The sequence below is a fragment of the Paenibacillus sp. JGP012 genome (assembly GCF_014203995.1).
GTDB lineage: Bacteria > Bacillota > Bacilli > Paenibacillales > Paenibacillaceae > Paenibacillus > Paenibacillus silvae.
In genome coordinates, this window is record NZ_JACHKG010000034.1 from 1 (window position 1) to 15,542 (window position 15,542).

Sequence of the window (15,542 nt, forward strand, 5' to 3'; positions counted from 1 at the left end):
GGACACCCTTGCCCTTGGCTAACAGTTCCTACTGCCAAGCCTGTAGCGGACTTTCACCGCCAAGTTATCGCCCGTGCCGGGCGCACTATAAAAAACCGCTGTGCATTTAAAACTGCACAGCGGTTTTTGTATCTTTTGGAAAAAGTGGTACAAAAATGAATATATTAACTTTAAGAGATTTAACATCTGGTACCACGTAACTTTGGTTGTGAGACACCCGGTAACTTTGATTACGAAGCGTTTGATCCACTCTGGTCGTCAGGACTGCCGCTCGCGTCGTTGAATTTCTGCAAGCGCTCCTCGATATCACTGCTTGTTTTTAGAGCGAAACATTTACGTGCTTCCTCTTTCGCATCCGAAGCGGTGGTATTCAATACTCTGTGCTTCACACGCAGCAGTGATTGTGGAGACATGCTCAAGTGACGAATTCCCAGCTCCAGCCATAACGGAACGGAACGCTCGTCCCCTGCCATCTCTCCGCACACACTGACATCGATGCCTGCCGTATGCGCCGCATCCACCGTTGCCCTTAGCATACGCAGGACAGCGGGATGATACGGATGATACATATGAGCAATCTGTTCATTCATCCGGTCTACAGCCAGCACATACTGAACGAGATCGTTGGTCCCGATACTGAAGAAGTCCGCTTCTTCAGCAAGCAAGTCTGCAATCATCACGGCAGCCGGGACCTCAATCATGATGCCTACCTGAATGTTTGCATCATAGGCCAAGCCCCTTTCATCCAGATCAGCCATCGCTTCCCGAAGGATTTCGTTGGCTTGTTGCAGCTCCTCGACGGATGAGATCATCGGATACATAATCTTCACATTGCCTGCTGCACTGGCGCGCAAAATCGCCGTCAGCTGTGTTTTGAACAGATCTTTGCGATCCAGACTGATCCGAATGGCACGATACCCGAGGAACGGATTATCTTCCTCTGGCAATTCGAAATAATCCAGCTGTTTGTCGCCTCCAATGTCCAAAGTACGTATGACAACGGGCTGTCCGGCTGTTTTCTCGGCAACCAGACGGTACACCTCATACTGCTCCTGCTCACCCGGGAAGGTTGCACGATCCATATACAGGAATTCGGTGCGGAACAATCCAACACCCTTGGCCCCATGCTTCAGCGCCAGATCAAGCTCCTTCACAGAGCTGATATTGGAAGCAAGCTGCAGCACAGCCCCATCTTTGGTTACGGCATCCACCGTAGCAAGCACCTGAAGCTGCTCTTTTTTCTTCAGCTCTTTGTTGCGCAGCATCGTATATCGATCAATCGTTTTGCGGTCAGGTTCAGTAAATACCAGGCCATTATCCCCATCCACCACCAGCAAGTCCCCTGTCTCTACGGGCAGGTCAAGACTCGCCTCCAGCCCGGAAACGAGCGGGATGCCCAGTGCACGCGCCATAATGGCCGAGTGTGAGGTTTTGCCGCCAATCAGTGTAACGATGCCTAATACATAACTTGGATTCAGATGCGCAAGCTGTGACGGAGACAACTCCTTCGCAACGAGAATGTATGGCTGTGTATCTGAAGGAAGTGTAATCTCCGGCGCGCCCAGCAGGTGCTTGAGCAGACGGTTGCCGACATCCTTGATGTCGATCGCCCGCTCCTTCATATATTCGTCTTCCAGCAGGTCAAACATGGTGACAAAATGGTCTATCGCTTCTTTTACCGCAACCTCTGCCGCCTTGTACTGGCGCTCAATAATACCGCGAATTTCGTTCATGAACACCGGATCTTCCAGAATCGCCAGATGTGCATCAAAGATGCTGGATTCCTCCGGGCCCACCACTTCCCTGAACTCATTTTTGATATATTCAATCTCGTGCTTCGATGTCCGTATACCCTCGTACAGCCGTTCGAATTCCTGGGCGAGATCTACCGAATCCATCTTCTGGTCCGGCAGATCCCATTCCCAGCTGGGCAGGACAAATGCTTTGCCGATGGCGATGCCTGCAGCTCCATTGATGCCTTGTATCTTCATTCTACCCCTCCAACGTTCCTGTCATAGAGCACCACGGACATGACGGATGCCTGACCTTTCTTCACTTGCTTGAATGGAGCAAAACTCCATGATTTAACGCGATCCGGGTTGGTGATTACCATCGGAGTCGTTAGTGACGCCGCCTGCTCACGCAATACCGCCAGATCAAATTTGATGAGCAGCTGTCCAGGCTCTACTGTATCGCCTTCCTGCACAAACGCTTCAAAATGCCCCTTCAGCTGTGAGGTGTCAATCCCGATATGAAGCAGGACCTCCAGCCCCTCTCTCGTGGAGATGCCAAGGGCGTGCATCGTCGGATACAAGTGCATAATCGTTCCGAACACAGGTGACACCAGTTCTCCACGCTCCGGCACAAAGGCAACACCGTCTCCCACCAGCTTGGCTGCAAAAATCTGATCCGGCACTTCCTCAATCGGCAGCATCCTGCCTTGAACCGGCGCTGCAAACAATACCTGCTGCAGATCCCGTTCCAGCAGCTTGGCAATCTCCTCCCGAATCAATTCCGAATAGGTGCCAAATACGACCTGAACGTTGCCGCCGCCCAGCTTGATCAGACCTGCTGAACCCAGATTTTTCATCGCGCCTGTATCGATCAAACGATCGTCATGAACCGTCAGACGCAGACGTGTAATACACGCCTCTACCTGCACGATATTGCTTTTTCCACCCAACGCTTCGAGAATCAACGGCGCCTGATAAGGGATATTGCCTACCCAATCTTCCAGCACAGACCCTTCTTCCCGTCCAGGCGTCGGTATTTTGAACGTGCGAATCGCCCAGCGGAACAGAAAATAATAGACCAGCCCATATAGTATGCCAATCGGAATAAGCTTCCAAGCATTTTCAGACAGATGAAAATTGAGTATGTAGTCAATGACACCCGCCGAGTATGAGAAGCCGTGACGTATATCCAGCCAGTAACTAAGCCACATCGCCACCCCGGACATCACTGCATGTACGATAAACAGATACGGAGCCGCAAAAAGAAAAGCAAACTCAATCTGCTCGGACACCCCTGTTAAAAAACAGACGAGTGCAGACGTAAGAAATGTTTTTCGGATCTTCGGCTTCAGGTCTTCCCTGGCCTCCTGAATAATCGCAAGTGCAATTGCAGGAATAGCAAACATCATAATTGGAAAGAGCCCCGCCATAAAATACCCAGCAGAAGGATCACCCGCGAAGAAACGTGGCAAATCTCCCTGTACAATCTGACCACCCGGTGTTTCGTAAGTTCCCAGCTGGAACCAGAATACGTTATTAAGCAGATGGTGAAGCCCGAAAGCTACCAGCACCCGGTATAATACGCCATAGATGAACAGCCCGAAGCCGCCAAGACTGTATTCCCAGGTTGCAATGGAGTTCAATCCCTCTTGCAGGATGGGGGCAAGCCACAACATAAACCAGGAAAACAGGGCCGAGCAGAGCCCGACGATAAGCAAAACAAACCTTGAACCACCGAAAAATTGTAATATTTCGGGCAGTTTAATGCTTTTGAACCGATTATGCATGCCTCCGGCAAAGGCGCCGAGAATAATTCCAATTAATGAAGCAGGCTGTACTGTACCATCACCGAAGTGTTTCGTGACCTGATCATAAATAACGATACCAGCCAGCGCTGCGAGTCCCGCTTGCCCGGCCTGGTTGGAGAGTCCAAGCGCCACGCCAACAGCGAACAAATACGGCAAAAAATAAAAAATACCGTGTCCGGCCACGGTAGACACTTCACCAACCACTCCCAAGCCCCAGGCGTTCCAGGGCAGACTGCCCACACTGAGCAGAATGGCGGCAGCGGGCAGGACCATTGTAGGCAGCATAACCGCTCTTCCGAGCTGCTGCAAGGATCCGAGCCAATTCATGGCGACCTCTCCTTTCTATCCTAGATGGTAAGCTTTGCGCAGCATTTTGTCAAAGCAAAAGCAGCATGTTGGACACGAAAAATCCCGTGATTTGGAGAGATCACGGGATGCTCATTAGAACTCTAAGTTGAATATGTGATGCCATGAACGAATTCATAACTTCAGCACGGCCTGTTAGCCCCGGCCAGCGCCACGCAGAACGATGGAATCCTCTACCTTGATACAACGATTGGTTACGGCGGTCATGCCGTTCTCTGCCGCAATCTGGACAGCCTCATCACTATGAATACCAAGCTGGAGCCATAACACATTAGCCTTGATTGCAGCAGCTTCCCGAGCGACTTCCGCACAAAACTCATCACGCCGAAAAACATTCACAATGTCCACCGGCTCCGGGATATCTGCAAGGGTGGCATATACCTTTTCGCCAAGAATCTCTCCTTGTGCCTGCGGATTCACAGGAATGATACGGTATCCCCTGCTCTGCATCGCTTCCGCAACCATATACGAGGTACGATCCGATTTGTCCGATAAGCCGACTACAGCGATGTTGCCTGCATTGCGCAAAATATGTCCGATTTCTTCGCGAGTAGGGTTGTTAAATTCCATGTTCAAGCACCATCCTTTTCTGCTTAACGTGTTAATTTACTCTTTTACCCATTCAACCGAGGCGCCAAGCGCCTGCAAATGATCAAAATATTGCGGATATGACTTGGCTACATGGTGTGCATCCCGAATACGGAGAGGCTGCTTGGCACGAAGACCTACGACCGTAAGGGCCATAATAACGCGGTGATCATAGTGAGCATTGATCTCTACACCGCCCTCGACACCTTCAGGACGTCCGTGCACGATAATCTCGGCCTGACGCTCCTCCACGTTCGCTCCCGCCTTGCGCAGTTCATTCAAATAATCCGTAATTCGGTCACATTCCTTGTAACGCAGGTTCTCTACATTATAAAACCGTGACGTGCCTTCCGCAAATACAGCCGCAGCTACCATGGCCAACACAGCATCTGTAGCAGCATCTCCGTCGAACTCAATCGCCTTTAAGCGACCGTTTCCTTGAACATGAACGATGTCATTTTCATGAGTAAGCGGCACCTCCATCATGCGCAGCACATCAACAATGGCACGTTCCCCTTGTTTACTCTGCTCCATCAATCTGAGGATCTTCACATCCGAATGGGTAACCGCTGCGGCAGCAAGAACAGCAGCGGAGCCCGGATAGTCTCCTTGAACGGTGTATGTTGTTGGCTTGTATGCTTGTCTGCCAGGAACTCGGAACGACATGTAGTCCTCGCTTGCATGAATAACGATACCGGCTTGTTCAAGCACTTCCAGCGTCTGCCCGATGACCACTTTCGATTTCAGGTCGTTCAGAACCTCGATTGTGCTGTCTTCAGCAAGCAGAGGTGTCACAAACAGCAGGGCGCTCAAATACTGGGAACTTACCGAGCCGGACACCCGAATGTGTCCACCCTTGGCCTGACCGCCTTTAATGGTGATTGGAAGACGTCCTTGCTGATGTTCGACCTGTACACCCATTTGACCCAGAGCATCAATCAGATCGTCATGGGGACGTTTACCCAGAGAATCGGGATACGTATTCACAAAGGTAACCTTAGGGCACAGCGCTGTAACACCCATCAGGAAACGAAGCACTGCACCGGCATTGCCAACATTTAATTCGCGCACATCGCGAGGGTGGCTGCCAAAGCCTTGAATAACGATTTTGCTGTCATCCTCTTCCAGCACCGCGCCAAGATCGCGAATACATCTGCGCATAGCGTCACTGTCCTCGCTATGCGCAGGGAAGTGAATGGTGCTCGTTCCTTCCGCCAGCGCAGCAGCCAGCAGGTAACGAGTTGTGTAGTTTTTGGAGGACAAGGCTCCGATTTCCCCATTCAGCACAGGGGTAGGGTTAACGATAACGTCCATGGATGATATTCTCCTTTTATAATGTTAGTGAGAAAGCTGTAATAACTAGTGTAAGGCTGTACCAAGGTGCAGGGTCAGATAAGGCCAAATTGACATCCCCCGTATCCCTTGGGTATCATGAATAGGCGTTAAGTCCATATAGAAAAGAGGACCTGAATATGACACAAGTCGCTGAAATTCAAACATCTGAGCTGCGCCGCCGTTTACAGGCAGGAGAGAAGCTGCAGATGATCGACGTCCGCGAGGATGAAGAAGTCGCACAAGGCATGATCGAGGGGGCCAAGCATATTCCTCTGGGACAGATTCCCGATCGCTTGTCCGAGATTGATAAATCGGGCGAGATCATTATCATCTGCCGCAGCGGTTATCGCAGCGAACGAGCTTGTGAATATTTGCAGCAGCTCGGCTATGATGGCTGTACGAATATGGTTGGCGGCATGCTTCAATGGGAGCAGGAAAACTAACCTCCGAAGCGGGCCGCAGGGCCCGTTTTTTGATACATTCTACTCACTACGCAATTCTATATAAATTGAACTGTTATTTACATCTTCAATTCAATTTACAACTCATTCAACTGCAGCGATCACAAGCTTAGACGCGGTAATGCGCTAAAATTAAACGAGTCACTTCGGCCGCAGACAGCGCCGTTGTATCCACTGTGTAATGTGCGAATCGATAAGCATCTTTGCGTTCTTCCATAATCGTGCGAATTCGTTCCTCCGCGTTGCCCGCCAGCAATGGACGGTTATCACAGCCGCTAACACGTTCTACAATAACTGCAGGGTCTGCTGTCAAGGCAACGACCCATCCGTTGTTCGACATCACTTCGCAGTTCTCTGCCCGAAGCACAACGCCGCCGCCAGTCGCAATGACCTGTGCATCGTTTTCCAGCACCGAGCATAACATTCGGCTCTCGGCTTCGCGGAAATATAACTCTCCCTTGGCCGTAAATAATTCCGGAATCGAACAGCCTTCCTCCTGCTCCACCGCAGCATCCACATCAATGAGCTGATACTCCAGTTCCTGTGAAAGCATCTGGGCTACAGTTGACTTGCCGGTTCCCATCATGCCGATGAGAATAATATTTTTAGACTTGCTCAAGGTGTACACTCCTTTAATTCAAGCATTTCGTGAGCATTTTTTCCCTATCATAACACAGCCCTGCGAACGGGGGAAGGCCATGCCTATACCGACAAGGCTTTTCGACCATCTCTAGCACACGCGCTTCCTACTCTTGGTCGCTGTACTTCTCCAACTTGATCGCCTGAAGGTCCAGTTTCCCTCTCAAAAAAGTAAAAAGGACCTGGCGGTGTCCGGAATGAATCCGGCCCTCCAGGTCCCTATTATTATTCTACGGTTGAAGCTTACTCCATCCAGTTGTGGTGGAAGCTGCCTTCTTTGTCCACACGTTTGAATGTGTGTGCGCCGAAGTAGTCGCGTTGTGCTTGCAGCAGGTTTGCTGGCAGACGCTCTGTACGGTAGCTGTCATAGTAAGACAGCGCGCTGGAGAAGCCTGGTACCGGAATACCTTGTTTCACCGCTACAGCAACAACTTCACGCCATGCATCCTGATAGGATTCCACGATGTTTTGGAAGTACGGATCAAGCAGCAGGTTTTTGAGGGCTGCGTCTTTGTCGTATGCTTCCTTGATGTTTTGCAGGAACTGCGAACGGATAATGCAGCCGCCGCGGAAGATCATCGCGATGTTGCCGTATTTCAGATCCCAGCCATACTCGTCGGATGCGGCACGCATCTGTGCGAAGCCTTGGGCGTAGGATACGATTTTACTTGCGAACAGCGCTTTGCGCACGCTCTCGATGAACGCTTTTTTGTCACCGGAGAATGCTTCGGCTTTAGGTCCGTTCAGAATTTTGCTTGCCGCGATACGCTCGTCTTTCATGGCTGACAAGAAACGGGAGAATACGGATTCCGTAATCATGGACAACGGTACGCCGAGATCCAGCGCGCTTTGGCTTGTCCATTTGCCTGTTCCTTTTTGTCCAGCCGCATCCAGAATGACATCCACCATCGGTTTGCCGGTTTCCGGATCGTATTTGGAGAAAATGTCTGCCGTAATCTCGATCAGATAGCTGTCGAGTTCACCTTTGTTCCAGTCCGTGAAGATTTCGTGTAGTTCCTCTACAGAAACGTTCAATACGGATTTGAGCAGGTGGTACGCCTCTCCGATCAATTGCATGTCACCATACTCAATGCCGTTATGTACCATTTTTACATAATGTCCGGCACCGTCCGGTCCGATATATGTACAACATGGGTCGTCACCAACTTTGGCCGAAATCGCCGTCAGGATCGGTTCCACCAGTTTATAAGCACTCTCCTGTCCGCCTGGCATAATGGAAGGGCCTTTCAGTGCGCCTTCTTCACCGCCGGATACGCCTGTACCGATGAAGCGAATGCCTTTGTCCTCCAGCTCTTTGCTGCGACGAACCGTGTCAGGGAAATATGCGTTTCCGCCATCAATGATGATGTCGCCCTCATCCAGGTGTGGAAGCAGCTGCTCAATCGTTGCGTCTGTTGCTTTACCCGCTTGTACCATGATCAGAATTTTGCGCGGGGACTCCAGGGAGGATACGAACTCTTCAATGGAGAATGTACCTGTGAGGTTTCTTCCTTCAGCTTCCTTCAGCAGGTCATGTGTCTTCTCTGGCGAACGGTTGAATACCGATACCGAGAATCCTCTGCTTTCAATATTAAAGGCCAAATTTTTACCCATGACTGCCAGGCCGATTACGCCGATTTGCTGTTTTGTCATCTGGTCCTCCATCCTTTGCTCCAATTAATTTTATTGAAAAAAATCTCAACAATACACCCATTTTAACGGTTTTATGTATGAAAGTGAACCCCGCGCCCTTGCCTGGCAGCGATAAAACGTCTCAATTTGCAAAGCTGTTCATCGTATTTTCATAAAATACGTTATTATAGTAAGAGCAACGAATCTTTAGCATAAATGGAGGAGCTTGCAAATGGCCTTTGCACAACTTTCAAATGAAGAACAGTTTTCGCTCGATATCCGAAGAACCTTTCTTTTGGGAGCTTATATGAATGAATGGGGCATGCCCGAGAGCAGAATAATCCTTTCCCAAACAGAGCGAAACATTCATGTGGAAATTTATTATTTCCCTGCAACGATGCAGTCCGGCATTTCCCGATTTGTCACTGTGAACTTGTCTCAAGCCACACGGCCATCAGGGGAACGAGTCGCCGCAGAGTGGATGCTTGCGCTGCCCACGGAACTAGGGGGTGCAACGGTGGAGCAAGTCAACACTTATGCAGCGGATTTGATTACTCACCATATCGAAAACGCTCCGAACTCCAGCATCCCGCGTGTGATGAAACCAAGTGCACTTGCACCAGAAGCATGGAATGCGACTGCCCTGTTAATCGACGAGCTGCGGGGAGAAAATGAATCTCTCGAACAAATTTACACCGGTCAGGAGAAGGTGCCTCTGTTGTGGATTATCCCGATCACTGCACATGAAGCCGACCTGATTCTAGATCAAGGGATTGATGAATTCGATGTGCATGTAGAGAATAGCGACTACTCTGTTATTGATCCCCTCCGTCCGTAGAAAGAGACGAAGCTAACAGCTCTCCACAAACTCACGATGCAGCTTGCATTAAAACATTCATTACAACATTAAAGGGCTGGCCCTTAGCCATGGACATGACCTTCGGGAACAGCCCCTTTCAACGTAAAGCGATACTCAAACACCTCTGCCTCATCCTTCCAGCATCAACAGATGTCCGGACAATCGCCGCAGTGCCTCACGGCAGGCGTCAGCCTTCTCTGTATTATGGATCTGCATAGCATCGTGAAGTCGCTCCAGCTCATCATCAATTTCCATGCGCAGCAGCATCAGCCGCTCTTCGCCTTCGCGCGAGAGGAACATCTCTTCCATCTCTTCCGCCGTCGGCGCAGGTTCCTTTTGAAAAATAACCCTTTGCTTGAAGCCTGACACTTCCACCAGACGGATCACTTCGCCAAATAAAATATTCTCCACCGTCATCTGCTGATCCTTGAAGCGTTTCACCACCGCATGCCCGCGTGTATCGCCAATCAGCTTCTCCAGCCACTCGGCAAGCCTCGCATCCTTGATCAGATAATCCCCTGTCATTTTGTAATTCCCGCTGCGCGTCTGTTGAAAACGGAGCTTTACCAGCTTGCGTCCGGTGCGGACTGACAGAATAAAGAAGGATTCGTCCTCGCTCCAATATAGTGAATACCCCTCACGAATGAGGTCTTTGATTAGATTTTGGATATGCCGACGGTTGAACCGCAGCTCCAGATTGCAATATTCAACTTCATAACTCTTGTTCACGGCACTCCCTCCATCTGTACCGGATCAACTCCGGCCTCAAGTTTCAAGCGCTTTTGTTACATCGGCTTACCCTATTTTATACTTCATTTTATGTAAGGGTACTTGGTTATTTGACTATTTTTCACCGAAACCGAATCCGGACTGCAGCTTTCCGCACATGCACAGGGGCAAGCTTCCCGATCGATACACTGTACAAGCAGATGAACAGGCTCTATTTTCGTTCGGACTGTGTTGACGCCTAATCATATGACTTGACCTTACATCATCAGATGTTGTAATTTATGCTCCGCTCTGCGAGACAAGACCCATTTGCACTAAATAACATGTGGCTGACATGAAAATCAACCCAAAAAGCCCCTCAGCCTGCCGGCCGATGGAGCTCCCTGATGATAATATACGTGTCTGCCCGATAAACGAGTATGATGAAACTATGCTGCCGGAGCGATTCGATATGGCTTGCGCGCTAATACAAAATGAACCACCGCCAGCCCCGCCATAACAAGAGCACTGGCAATAAACGGAGCCGGATGACTGATATGATCCCACAGCAGCCCGGATACAATGGGACCCACGACCATCCCTGACCCCTGCAGCGTTAGAAAAAAGCCCCAAATCGCTCCGCGCTCACCTTCGGGAATCAATGTGGCAACAAACGCATTCCATGCGGGCAGAATCATCGCATAACTGACACCAATCAGCATAACGATGCCAAAAACAACGGGAATAGCTGTCACTGTTGAGAAAATAAACAGGCTGACTGCCGCCATCAAAAATCCGATGTTCAGGAACGGTTTTGTGCCGAACCTGTCTACCATTTTCCCTACAGGCAGCAGTGCAATCACTGTAATGCCGCCCCCTGCAATAAGAAGCAGGCTGTACAGGTTAGGTGAGATGTTCAAATCTGTGCGTGTGTATAGTGTGATGACCGGGCTCAACAAGCCAATCACAAACGATTGCATAAACAGAGCCGGATATACGAGCGGATTCACGTTCAGCGTGCTCCGCACCCGATGCAAGGTCCGTCTGACGCTCTGCTGCAGCCGAATAAACGGCGTGAGCAGGTTCGGCTTGGCCGGGTACTTCGGTCTGGCTCTTTTTGCTGCCTCTCCAGCGCCTCCTGTTTCTCCAGTACGCTCTCCCTCAATCACAACTCTGCCCGGGAGAATCATCGCCACCAGAATGACCAGAATAGCACAGCCCATCAAAATCAGAAAAATCATACGATAATCATGATTGGTCCGTTCCAGCAGCCAGTTCATGCCGACAGGGCCGAGGCCTGTTCCTCCCAGGGCCGCCATCTCCAAAGCACCCATTGCAGTGCCATTTTTGTTCTGGGGGCCTGACATCGCGGTTACGCCCGTCATTGCACAAGGCCACAAGGGGGATGTTCCAATCCCCAGAATCAGACAAGCCATAGACAGGCCGAAGGCACTTTTGAGAAAAAGAATCATAATGACCGCTATTAATGTACAGATCAGAGCCGTAACCATCGTCGCTCGAAAGCCAATACGCTCTGCTGCCCAGCCCGAGGGTGCTCTGAACAGATTATCTCCAAGATATTGCAGGGCAAAAGCCACGCCAATGACACCAGCGGACAAGCCCAGAATGTTATCCATATACACGGGAAGAACAGCTACAAGCAGTGCCCCCTTGATGATCTCTACCAGGAAAAGCGTCAGCCACATCGCAATAAAAAAAGGCGATCTTAGTATTTTGGCCGGTTTGATGTCGGTTTGCATTCTTTTTCCCCTTTCACGGTTCATTTGCCCGTCCTCTACCCTTAGTGTAACCGAAGGCATGATGACCAAATCCCACCAGTTCAAAAATTTGTCGTTCATACCGCTTGCATTCGGTTCTTAATTTGCTATACTCATCTTTGTTTACCATTTTACTTAGGAAGGGTTGTGACAGCACTGATGAATCACCACCGTACGCCGCTGTTTACCGCTTTGAAAAATCACGCGGCACTCAATCCCGTACAGTTTCACATTCCGGGACATAAAAAAGGATTGGGAGCGGACTCCGAATTCCGTGAATTTATTGGCGATAACGCCTTCTCCATAGATTTGATCAACATCGCACCACTCGATGACCTGCATCAGCCTACAGCGGTTATTAAGGAAGCACAGATGCTTGCCGCAGATGCCTTTGGAGCCGATTATACCTACTTTAGTGTACAGGGTACGAGCAGTGCCATCATGACGATGATTTTATCCGTCTGCAGTCCAGGAGACAAAATTATCATACCGCGCAATGTGCACAAATCGGTTTTGTCTGCCATCATTTTCTCAGGAGCGAAGCCGGTATTCGTCTCTCCTGCACAGGATGCCAATCTTGGCATTGACCACGGCGTAACGATTCAATCGATCCGTCGTGCGCTTGAGCGCCACCCGGATGCCAAAGCCTTACTTGTCATCAATCCAACCTATTACGGTGTATGCACAGACCTCAAGGCGATCGTAGAACTGGCTCACAGCTATCAGGTTCCTGTTCTGGTGGATGAGGCACACGGCGTGCTTATTCATTTCCATGAAGACCTGCCATTGTCAGCGATGGCTGCAGGAGCGGATATGGCTGCCACAAGTGTGCACAAGCTTGGCGGCTCCATGACCCAGAGCTCTGTCCTGAATCTGAACACCAAAAACGGGTTTGTCAATCCACAGCGTGTACAGACCATTCTAAGCCTGCTTACATCGACATCCACTTCATATGTATTGCTTGCTTCACTGGATACCTCCAGACGGAACCTGGCCCTTCACGGACACGAGATTGCCCAGAAGGCCATTGACCTTGCGGAGTTTGCACGTCGTACGATTAATGACATTGATGGCTTGTACTGCTTCGGCAAAGAACTGCTAGGCACCGAAGCCACCTTTAATTATGATCCAACCAAAGTAACGATTCATGTGCGCCACCTCGGCATTACCGGTTATGAAACCGAAAACTGGCTGCGTGAGCATTACAACATTGAGGTTGAACTCAGCGACATGTACAATATTCTGTGCCTCATTACACCAGGTGATACAGATGAAAGTGTAAATATCTTGCTGAATGCACTGCAGGATCTCTCTCGCACGTATTACCAGGTCAATCCGGCGCATGAGCTTGTCGTTAAAGTGCCAGACATCCCTCAGCTGATGCTGACACCGCGTGACGCCTTCTACGGGGATACCGAGGTCATCCCATTCAAGGAATCGGCTGGACGCATTATCTCGGAATTCATCTATGTGTATCCGCCTGGTATTCCGATTCTGCTGCCCGGCGAAGTTATTACACAAGAGAACATCGACTATATCATTGATCATGTCGAGGTTGGACTGCCGGTCAAAGGACCGGAAGACCGCAGCGTAACCAATGTCAAGGTCATCGTTGAAGCTGACGCTATTTTCTAGATGGAATCGTTACTCCGTTAATCGTTACATCCGCAATGACGGACCAGGGCTACGCCCTGGTCTTTTTATGATCTAATTAACCTTATACTTCAGACCTTCAAACTGCATACAGAAGGACAACAAAAGACTCCTTGAAATTCAAGGAGCCTTCGTGTTATTCCAAAAGATCGACTATTCTTGGGAAGAAGCCACAAGTTCGTTGTAAGCCGCTTCTACACGGTTCCACTCTGCTTCGTCTTCAATATTGTAGAGCACCATTTCCTCGTCTTCTTCTTCCATACGCAGGATGATGCCGTCAGCTTCAGGATTGTTACGTTCCAGCAAAAGAGCATAAACGTTATCTTGCACGTCAAATGTCTCTACCAAAACCATCTCCACGTCTTGACCGTTCTCGTCAGTCAGCGTGAGAAGGATCTCTTCGTGCTCATGATCGTGATCATGGTCGTGACCGCAACCGCAGTTATCTCCATGCTCGTGTTTGTGATCGCTCATTGTAATACCTCGCTTCATCAATAGAAAATGTGTAACCCTGCATATCGTAACATGTTCACAGGGCCAGGTCAATTTAAAGGATCGCGATTATCAAGCGTTTGTTTAACCTCTATTCATTCAGCGCTGTAATCACTTTTTCGGCCACCTGAACGTAGCTGCTATTTGCATTTTCTTTAATGTGGAAACCAATCTGGTACTTGCCTGCGCGACTAAAATCATACGTAAAATCATACGTGCGGAACCAGAAGTTATCCTTCTGTGTTGTCAGCTCCTGCGCTTGAATATCCTTCACCTGGCCACTCGGGTCCGTTATCGTCACTTTTACAGCAGCGACATCTGTTGTCAGGCTATCCACTTGTGAGAACACGTTAAACTTCAATTTTCCCACATTAACATTCCCAAATACAGTGTCTCCCTTAAAGAGAAAAATATGTACATTCGGCTTGATCACCGTGACTCGCTTGCTGCTGTTATCCCACCGAGCCAGACCTCCTGCCTCCCGAACAGGTACATATGTCGTTCCATTAATCAGATAGCCTCCGTCAGACGCTTCCTTGCCGTTAATGAGCACACGTATCTTCTCGTTCACAGAATCAGCAAACAATAAAGACCCGCCCAGCAAGGAGAATACCATGACACATAGCAGTACTCTCTTCCATTTCATCCCGTCAATATTCCCTCCCCTGCTGCTAGCTATTTGTACATTTATACTGCGAACTCAACCACAAAGTTGCGCTGTTTTTCATCATTTTTCATTTTTTATCCAAAATATTTACCACCCATTGGGAAACGTAAAAAAAGGCTACCCTGCTGTCAGGATACCCCAATACTTTGCTTATTATATACGCGTGATTAGACGAAGTGTCATGATGACACATGGCGGGTGAGAATACAGGGAACCCCTTTACCAACCGCTCCGCCTTCTCTCATTCGTGCAGCATATTCCATTCCTCGCGAGCATGGTGTCTTACAGCGCTCACATACATCGGACGTGACCAGCTTCATGGATACACGCAACTTGTCACTTTTTAATGCGGGAGCTTTCTTTCCCTTTGCCTTTGCCATCACGGATTCCCCATTTCCCATAATGCTGACTGAATAATGCATCATATGGGGAACCGCCTAATTGTGTGCCTTCAATTTATATCATTAGAACACATATTTGAATAACAGGAAAATGCCTAACAGAATACCTCCCAGAATTAGCCAGTTGCTGATTTCCCACCATATCCCTTTCCCTCCACCAGATATGAGCTGCTGTGATTTCTCTTCATGACGCTGCTGATGAGTGTACACTTCCGATGAGTGCGGCGGCTTGTTGAAATCTCTGAAATCCATATAACGTCCCCCTTTTTTAAGCAACTTCACTGTTAGCGTTAACGGGTTTACACATCTCAGGATTATTTACGTCTCTTTGGATGTAAAAGTTTCAACATTTTAACATTTTTATTTGATTCATTATACAGCCGGGAGCTTTTCTTCTTCCAAAATAGTAATTCGTGTTTTAG

General features: G+C 49.2%; 15 protein-coding genes. 3 read left to right on the top strand and 12 right to left on the bottom strand.

The features are described 5' to 3' along the window. Positions 1-230: 230 nt before the first annotated feature. The 4 genes from ptsP to aroA form a co-directional block, all read right to left on the bottom strand. Positions 231-1,991 carry a phosphoenolpyruvate--protein phosphotransferase gene (gene ptsP, locus HNR77_RS25755; RefSeq protein WP_184190437.1) on the bottom strand — a complete coding sequence of 587 codons (1,761 nt, stop codon included), beginning with the start codon at positions 1,989-1,991 and terminating at the stop codon, positions 231-233. Beyond that, positions 1,988-3,868: a glucose PTS transporter subunit IIA gene (locus HNR77_RS25760; RefSeq protein WP_184190439.1), complete on the bottom strand. Its 1,881-nt coding sequence runs from the start codon at positions 3,866-3,868 to the stop codon at positions 1,988-1,990. The genes ptsP and HNR77_RS25760 overlap by 4 nt, the downstream gene beginning before the upstream one ends. Positions 3,869-4,042: 174 nt before the next feature. Continuing rightward, positions 4,043-4,477 (bottom strand): CoA-binding protein, encoded by a 435-nt coding sequence (locus HNR77_RS25765; protein WP_111271088.1) that lies wholly within the window; start codon positions 4,475-4,477, stop codon positions 4,043-4,045. 36 nt (positions 4,478-4,513) lie between these two features. Beyond that, entirely contained in the window at positions 4,514-5,809 is a 1,296-nt protein-coding gene (gene aroA / locus HNR77_RS25770; protein WP_184190441.1) for a 3-phosphoshikimate 1-carboxyvinyltransferase, read from the bottom strand. A 158-nt stretch (positions 5,810-5,967) separates the two neighbouring features. Here aroA and HNR77_RS25775 point away from each other — a divergent pair, with 158 nt between their 5' ends. Further along, complete coding sequence (locus HNR77_RS25775) at positions 5,968-6,273, top strand: rhodanese-like domain-containing protein (protein WP_145404018.1); 306 nt, start codon at positions 5,968-5,970, stop codon at positions 6,271-6,273. A gap of 127 nt (positions 6,274-6,400) precedes the next feature. Here HNR77_RS25775 and HNR77_RS25780 read toward each other — a convergent pair whose 3' ends face one another. Together HNR77_RS25780 and gndA are read right to left on the bottom strand one after the other, a co-directional pair. Beyond that, positions 6,401-6,910, bottom strand: a complete 510-nt coding sequence (locus HNR77_RS25780; protein ID WP_260410905.1) for a shikimate kinase — start codon at positions 6,908-6,910, stop codon at positions 6,401-6,403. Positions 6,911-7,173: 263 nt separating this feature from the next. Beyond that, complete coding sequence (gene gndA, locus HNR77_RS25785; protein WP_184190443.1) at positions 7,174-8,583, bottom strand: NADP-dependent phosphogluconate dehydrogenase; 1,410 nt, start codon at positions 8,581-8,583, stop codon at positions 7,174-7,176. 286 nt (positions 8,584-8,869) lie between these two features. On the opposite strand from gndA, the gene HNR77_RS25790 reads away from it, so the two are divergent. Continuing rightward, positions 8,870-9,400: a suppressor of fused domain protein gene (locus HNR77_RS25790; RefSeq protein WP_184190445.1), complete on the top strand. Its 531-nt coding sequence runs from the start codon at positions 8,870-8,872 to the stop codon at positions 9,398-9,400. Positions 9,401-9,550: 150 nt separating this feature from the next. Here HNR77_RS25790 and HNR77_RS25795 read toward each other — a convergent pair whose 3' ends face one another. Together HNR77_RS25795 and HNR77_RS25800 are read right to left on the bottom strand one after the other, a co-directional pair. Continuing rightward, the gene (locus tag HNR77_RS25795) at positions 9,551-10,150 is read right to left on the bottom strand and encodes a hypothetical protein (RefSeq protein ID WP_184190447.1); all 600 of its coding nucleotides are present in this window, start codon (positions 10,148-10,150) and stop codon (positions 9,551-9,553) included. A 428-nt stretch (positions 10,151-10,578) separates the two neighbouring features. Continuing rightward, a complete protein-coding gene (locus tag HNR77_RS25800) occupies positions 10,579-11,889 on the bottom strand; it encodes an MFS transporter (protein ID WP_184190502.1) in 1,311 nt (436 codons plus the stop codon). 177 nt (positions 11,890-12,066) lie between these two features. Between HNR77_RS25800 and HNR77_RS25805 the strand changes: the two genes are divergently transcribed. Next, complete coding sequence (locus HNR77_RS25805) at positions 12,067-13,542, top strand: aminotransferase class I/II-fold pyridoxal phosphate-dependent enzyme (RefSeq protein ID WP_184190504.1); 1,476 nt, start codon at positions 12,067-12,069, stop codon at positions 13,540-13,542. Positions 13,543-13,713: 171 nt separating this feature from the next. On the opposite strand, the gene HNR77_RS25810 is transcribed toward HNR77_RS25805, so the two are convergent. The 4 genes from HNR77_RS25810 to HNR77_RS25825 all read right to left on the bottom strand — a co-directional run bounded on the left by HNR77_RS25810 (position 13,714) and on the right by HNR77_RS25825 (position 15,372). Beyond that, a complete protein-coding gene (locus tag HNR77_RS25810; RefSeq protein WP_111272262.1) occupies positions 13,714-14,034 on the bottom strand; it encodes a DUF1292 domain-containing protein in 321 nt (106 codons plus the stop codon). A 109-nt stretch (positions 14,035-14,143) separates the two neighbouring features. Then, on the bottom strand, positions 14,144-14,698 hold the full coding sequence (locus HNR77_RS25815; protein WP_111272261.1) for a stalk domain-containing protein: 555 nt from the start codon (positions 14,696-14,698) through the stop codon (positions 14,144-14,146). Positions 14,699-14,898: 200 nt separating this feature from the next. Then, positions 14,899-15,144, bottom strand: a complete 246-nt coding sequence (locus tag HNR77_RS25820) for a hypothetical protein (protein WP_311768674.1) — start codon at positions 15,142-15,144, stop codon at positions 14,899-14,901. A 39-nt stretch (positions 15,145-15,183) separates the two neighbouring features. Continuing rightward, positions 15,184-15,372: a hypothetical protein gene (locus tag HNR77_RS25825; protein WP_184190449.1), complete on the bottom strand. Its 189-nt coding sequence runs from the start codon at positions 15,370-15,372 to the stop codon at positions 15,184-15,186. Positions 15,373-15,542 lie beyond the last annotated feature (170 nt).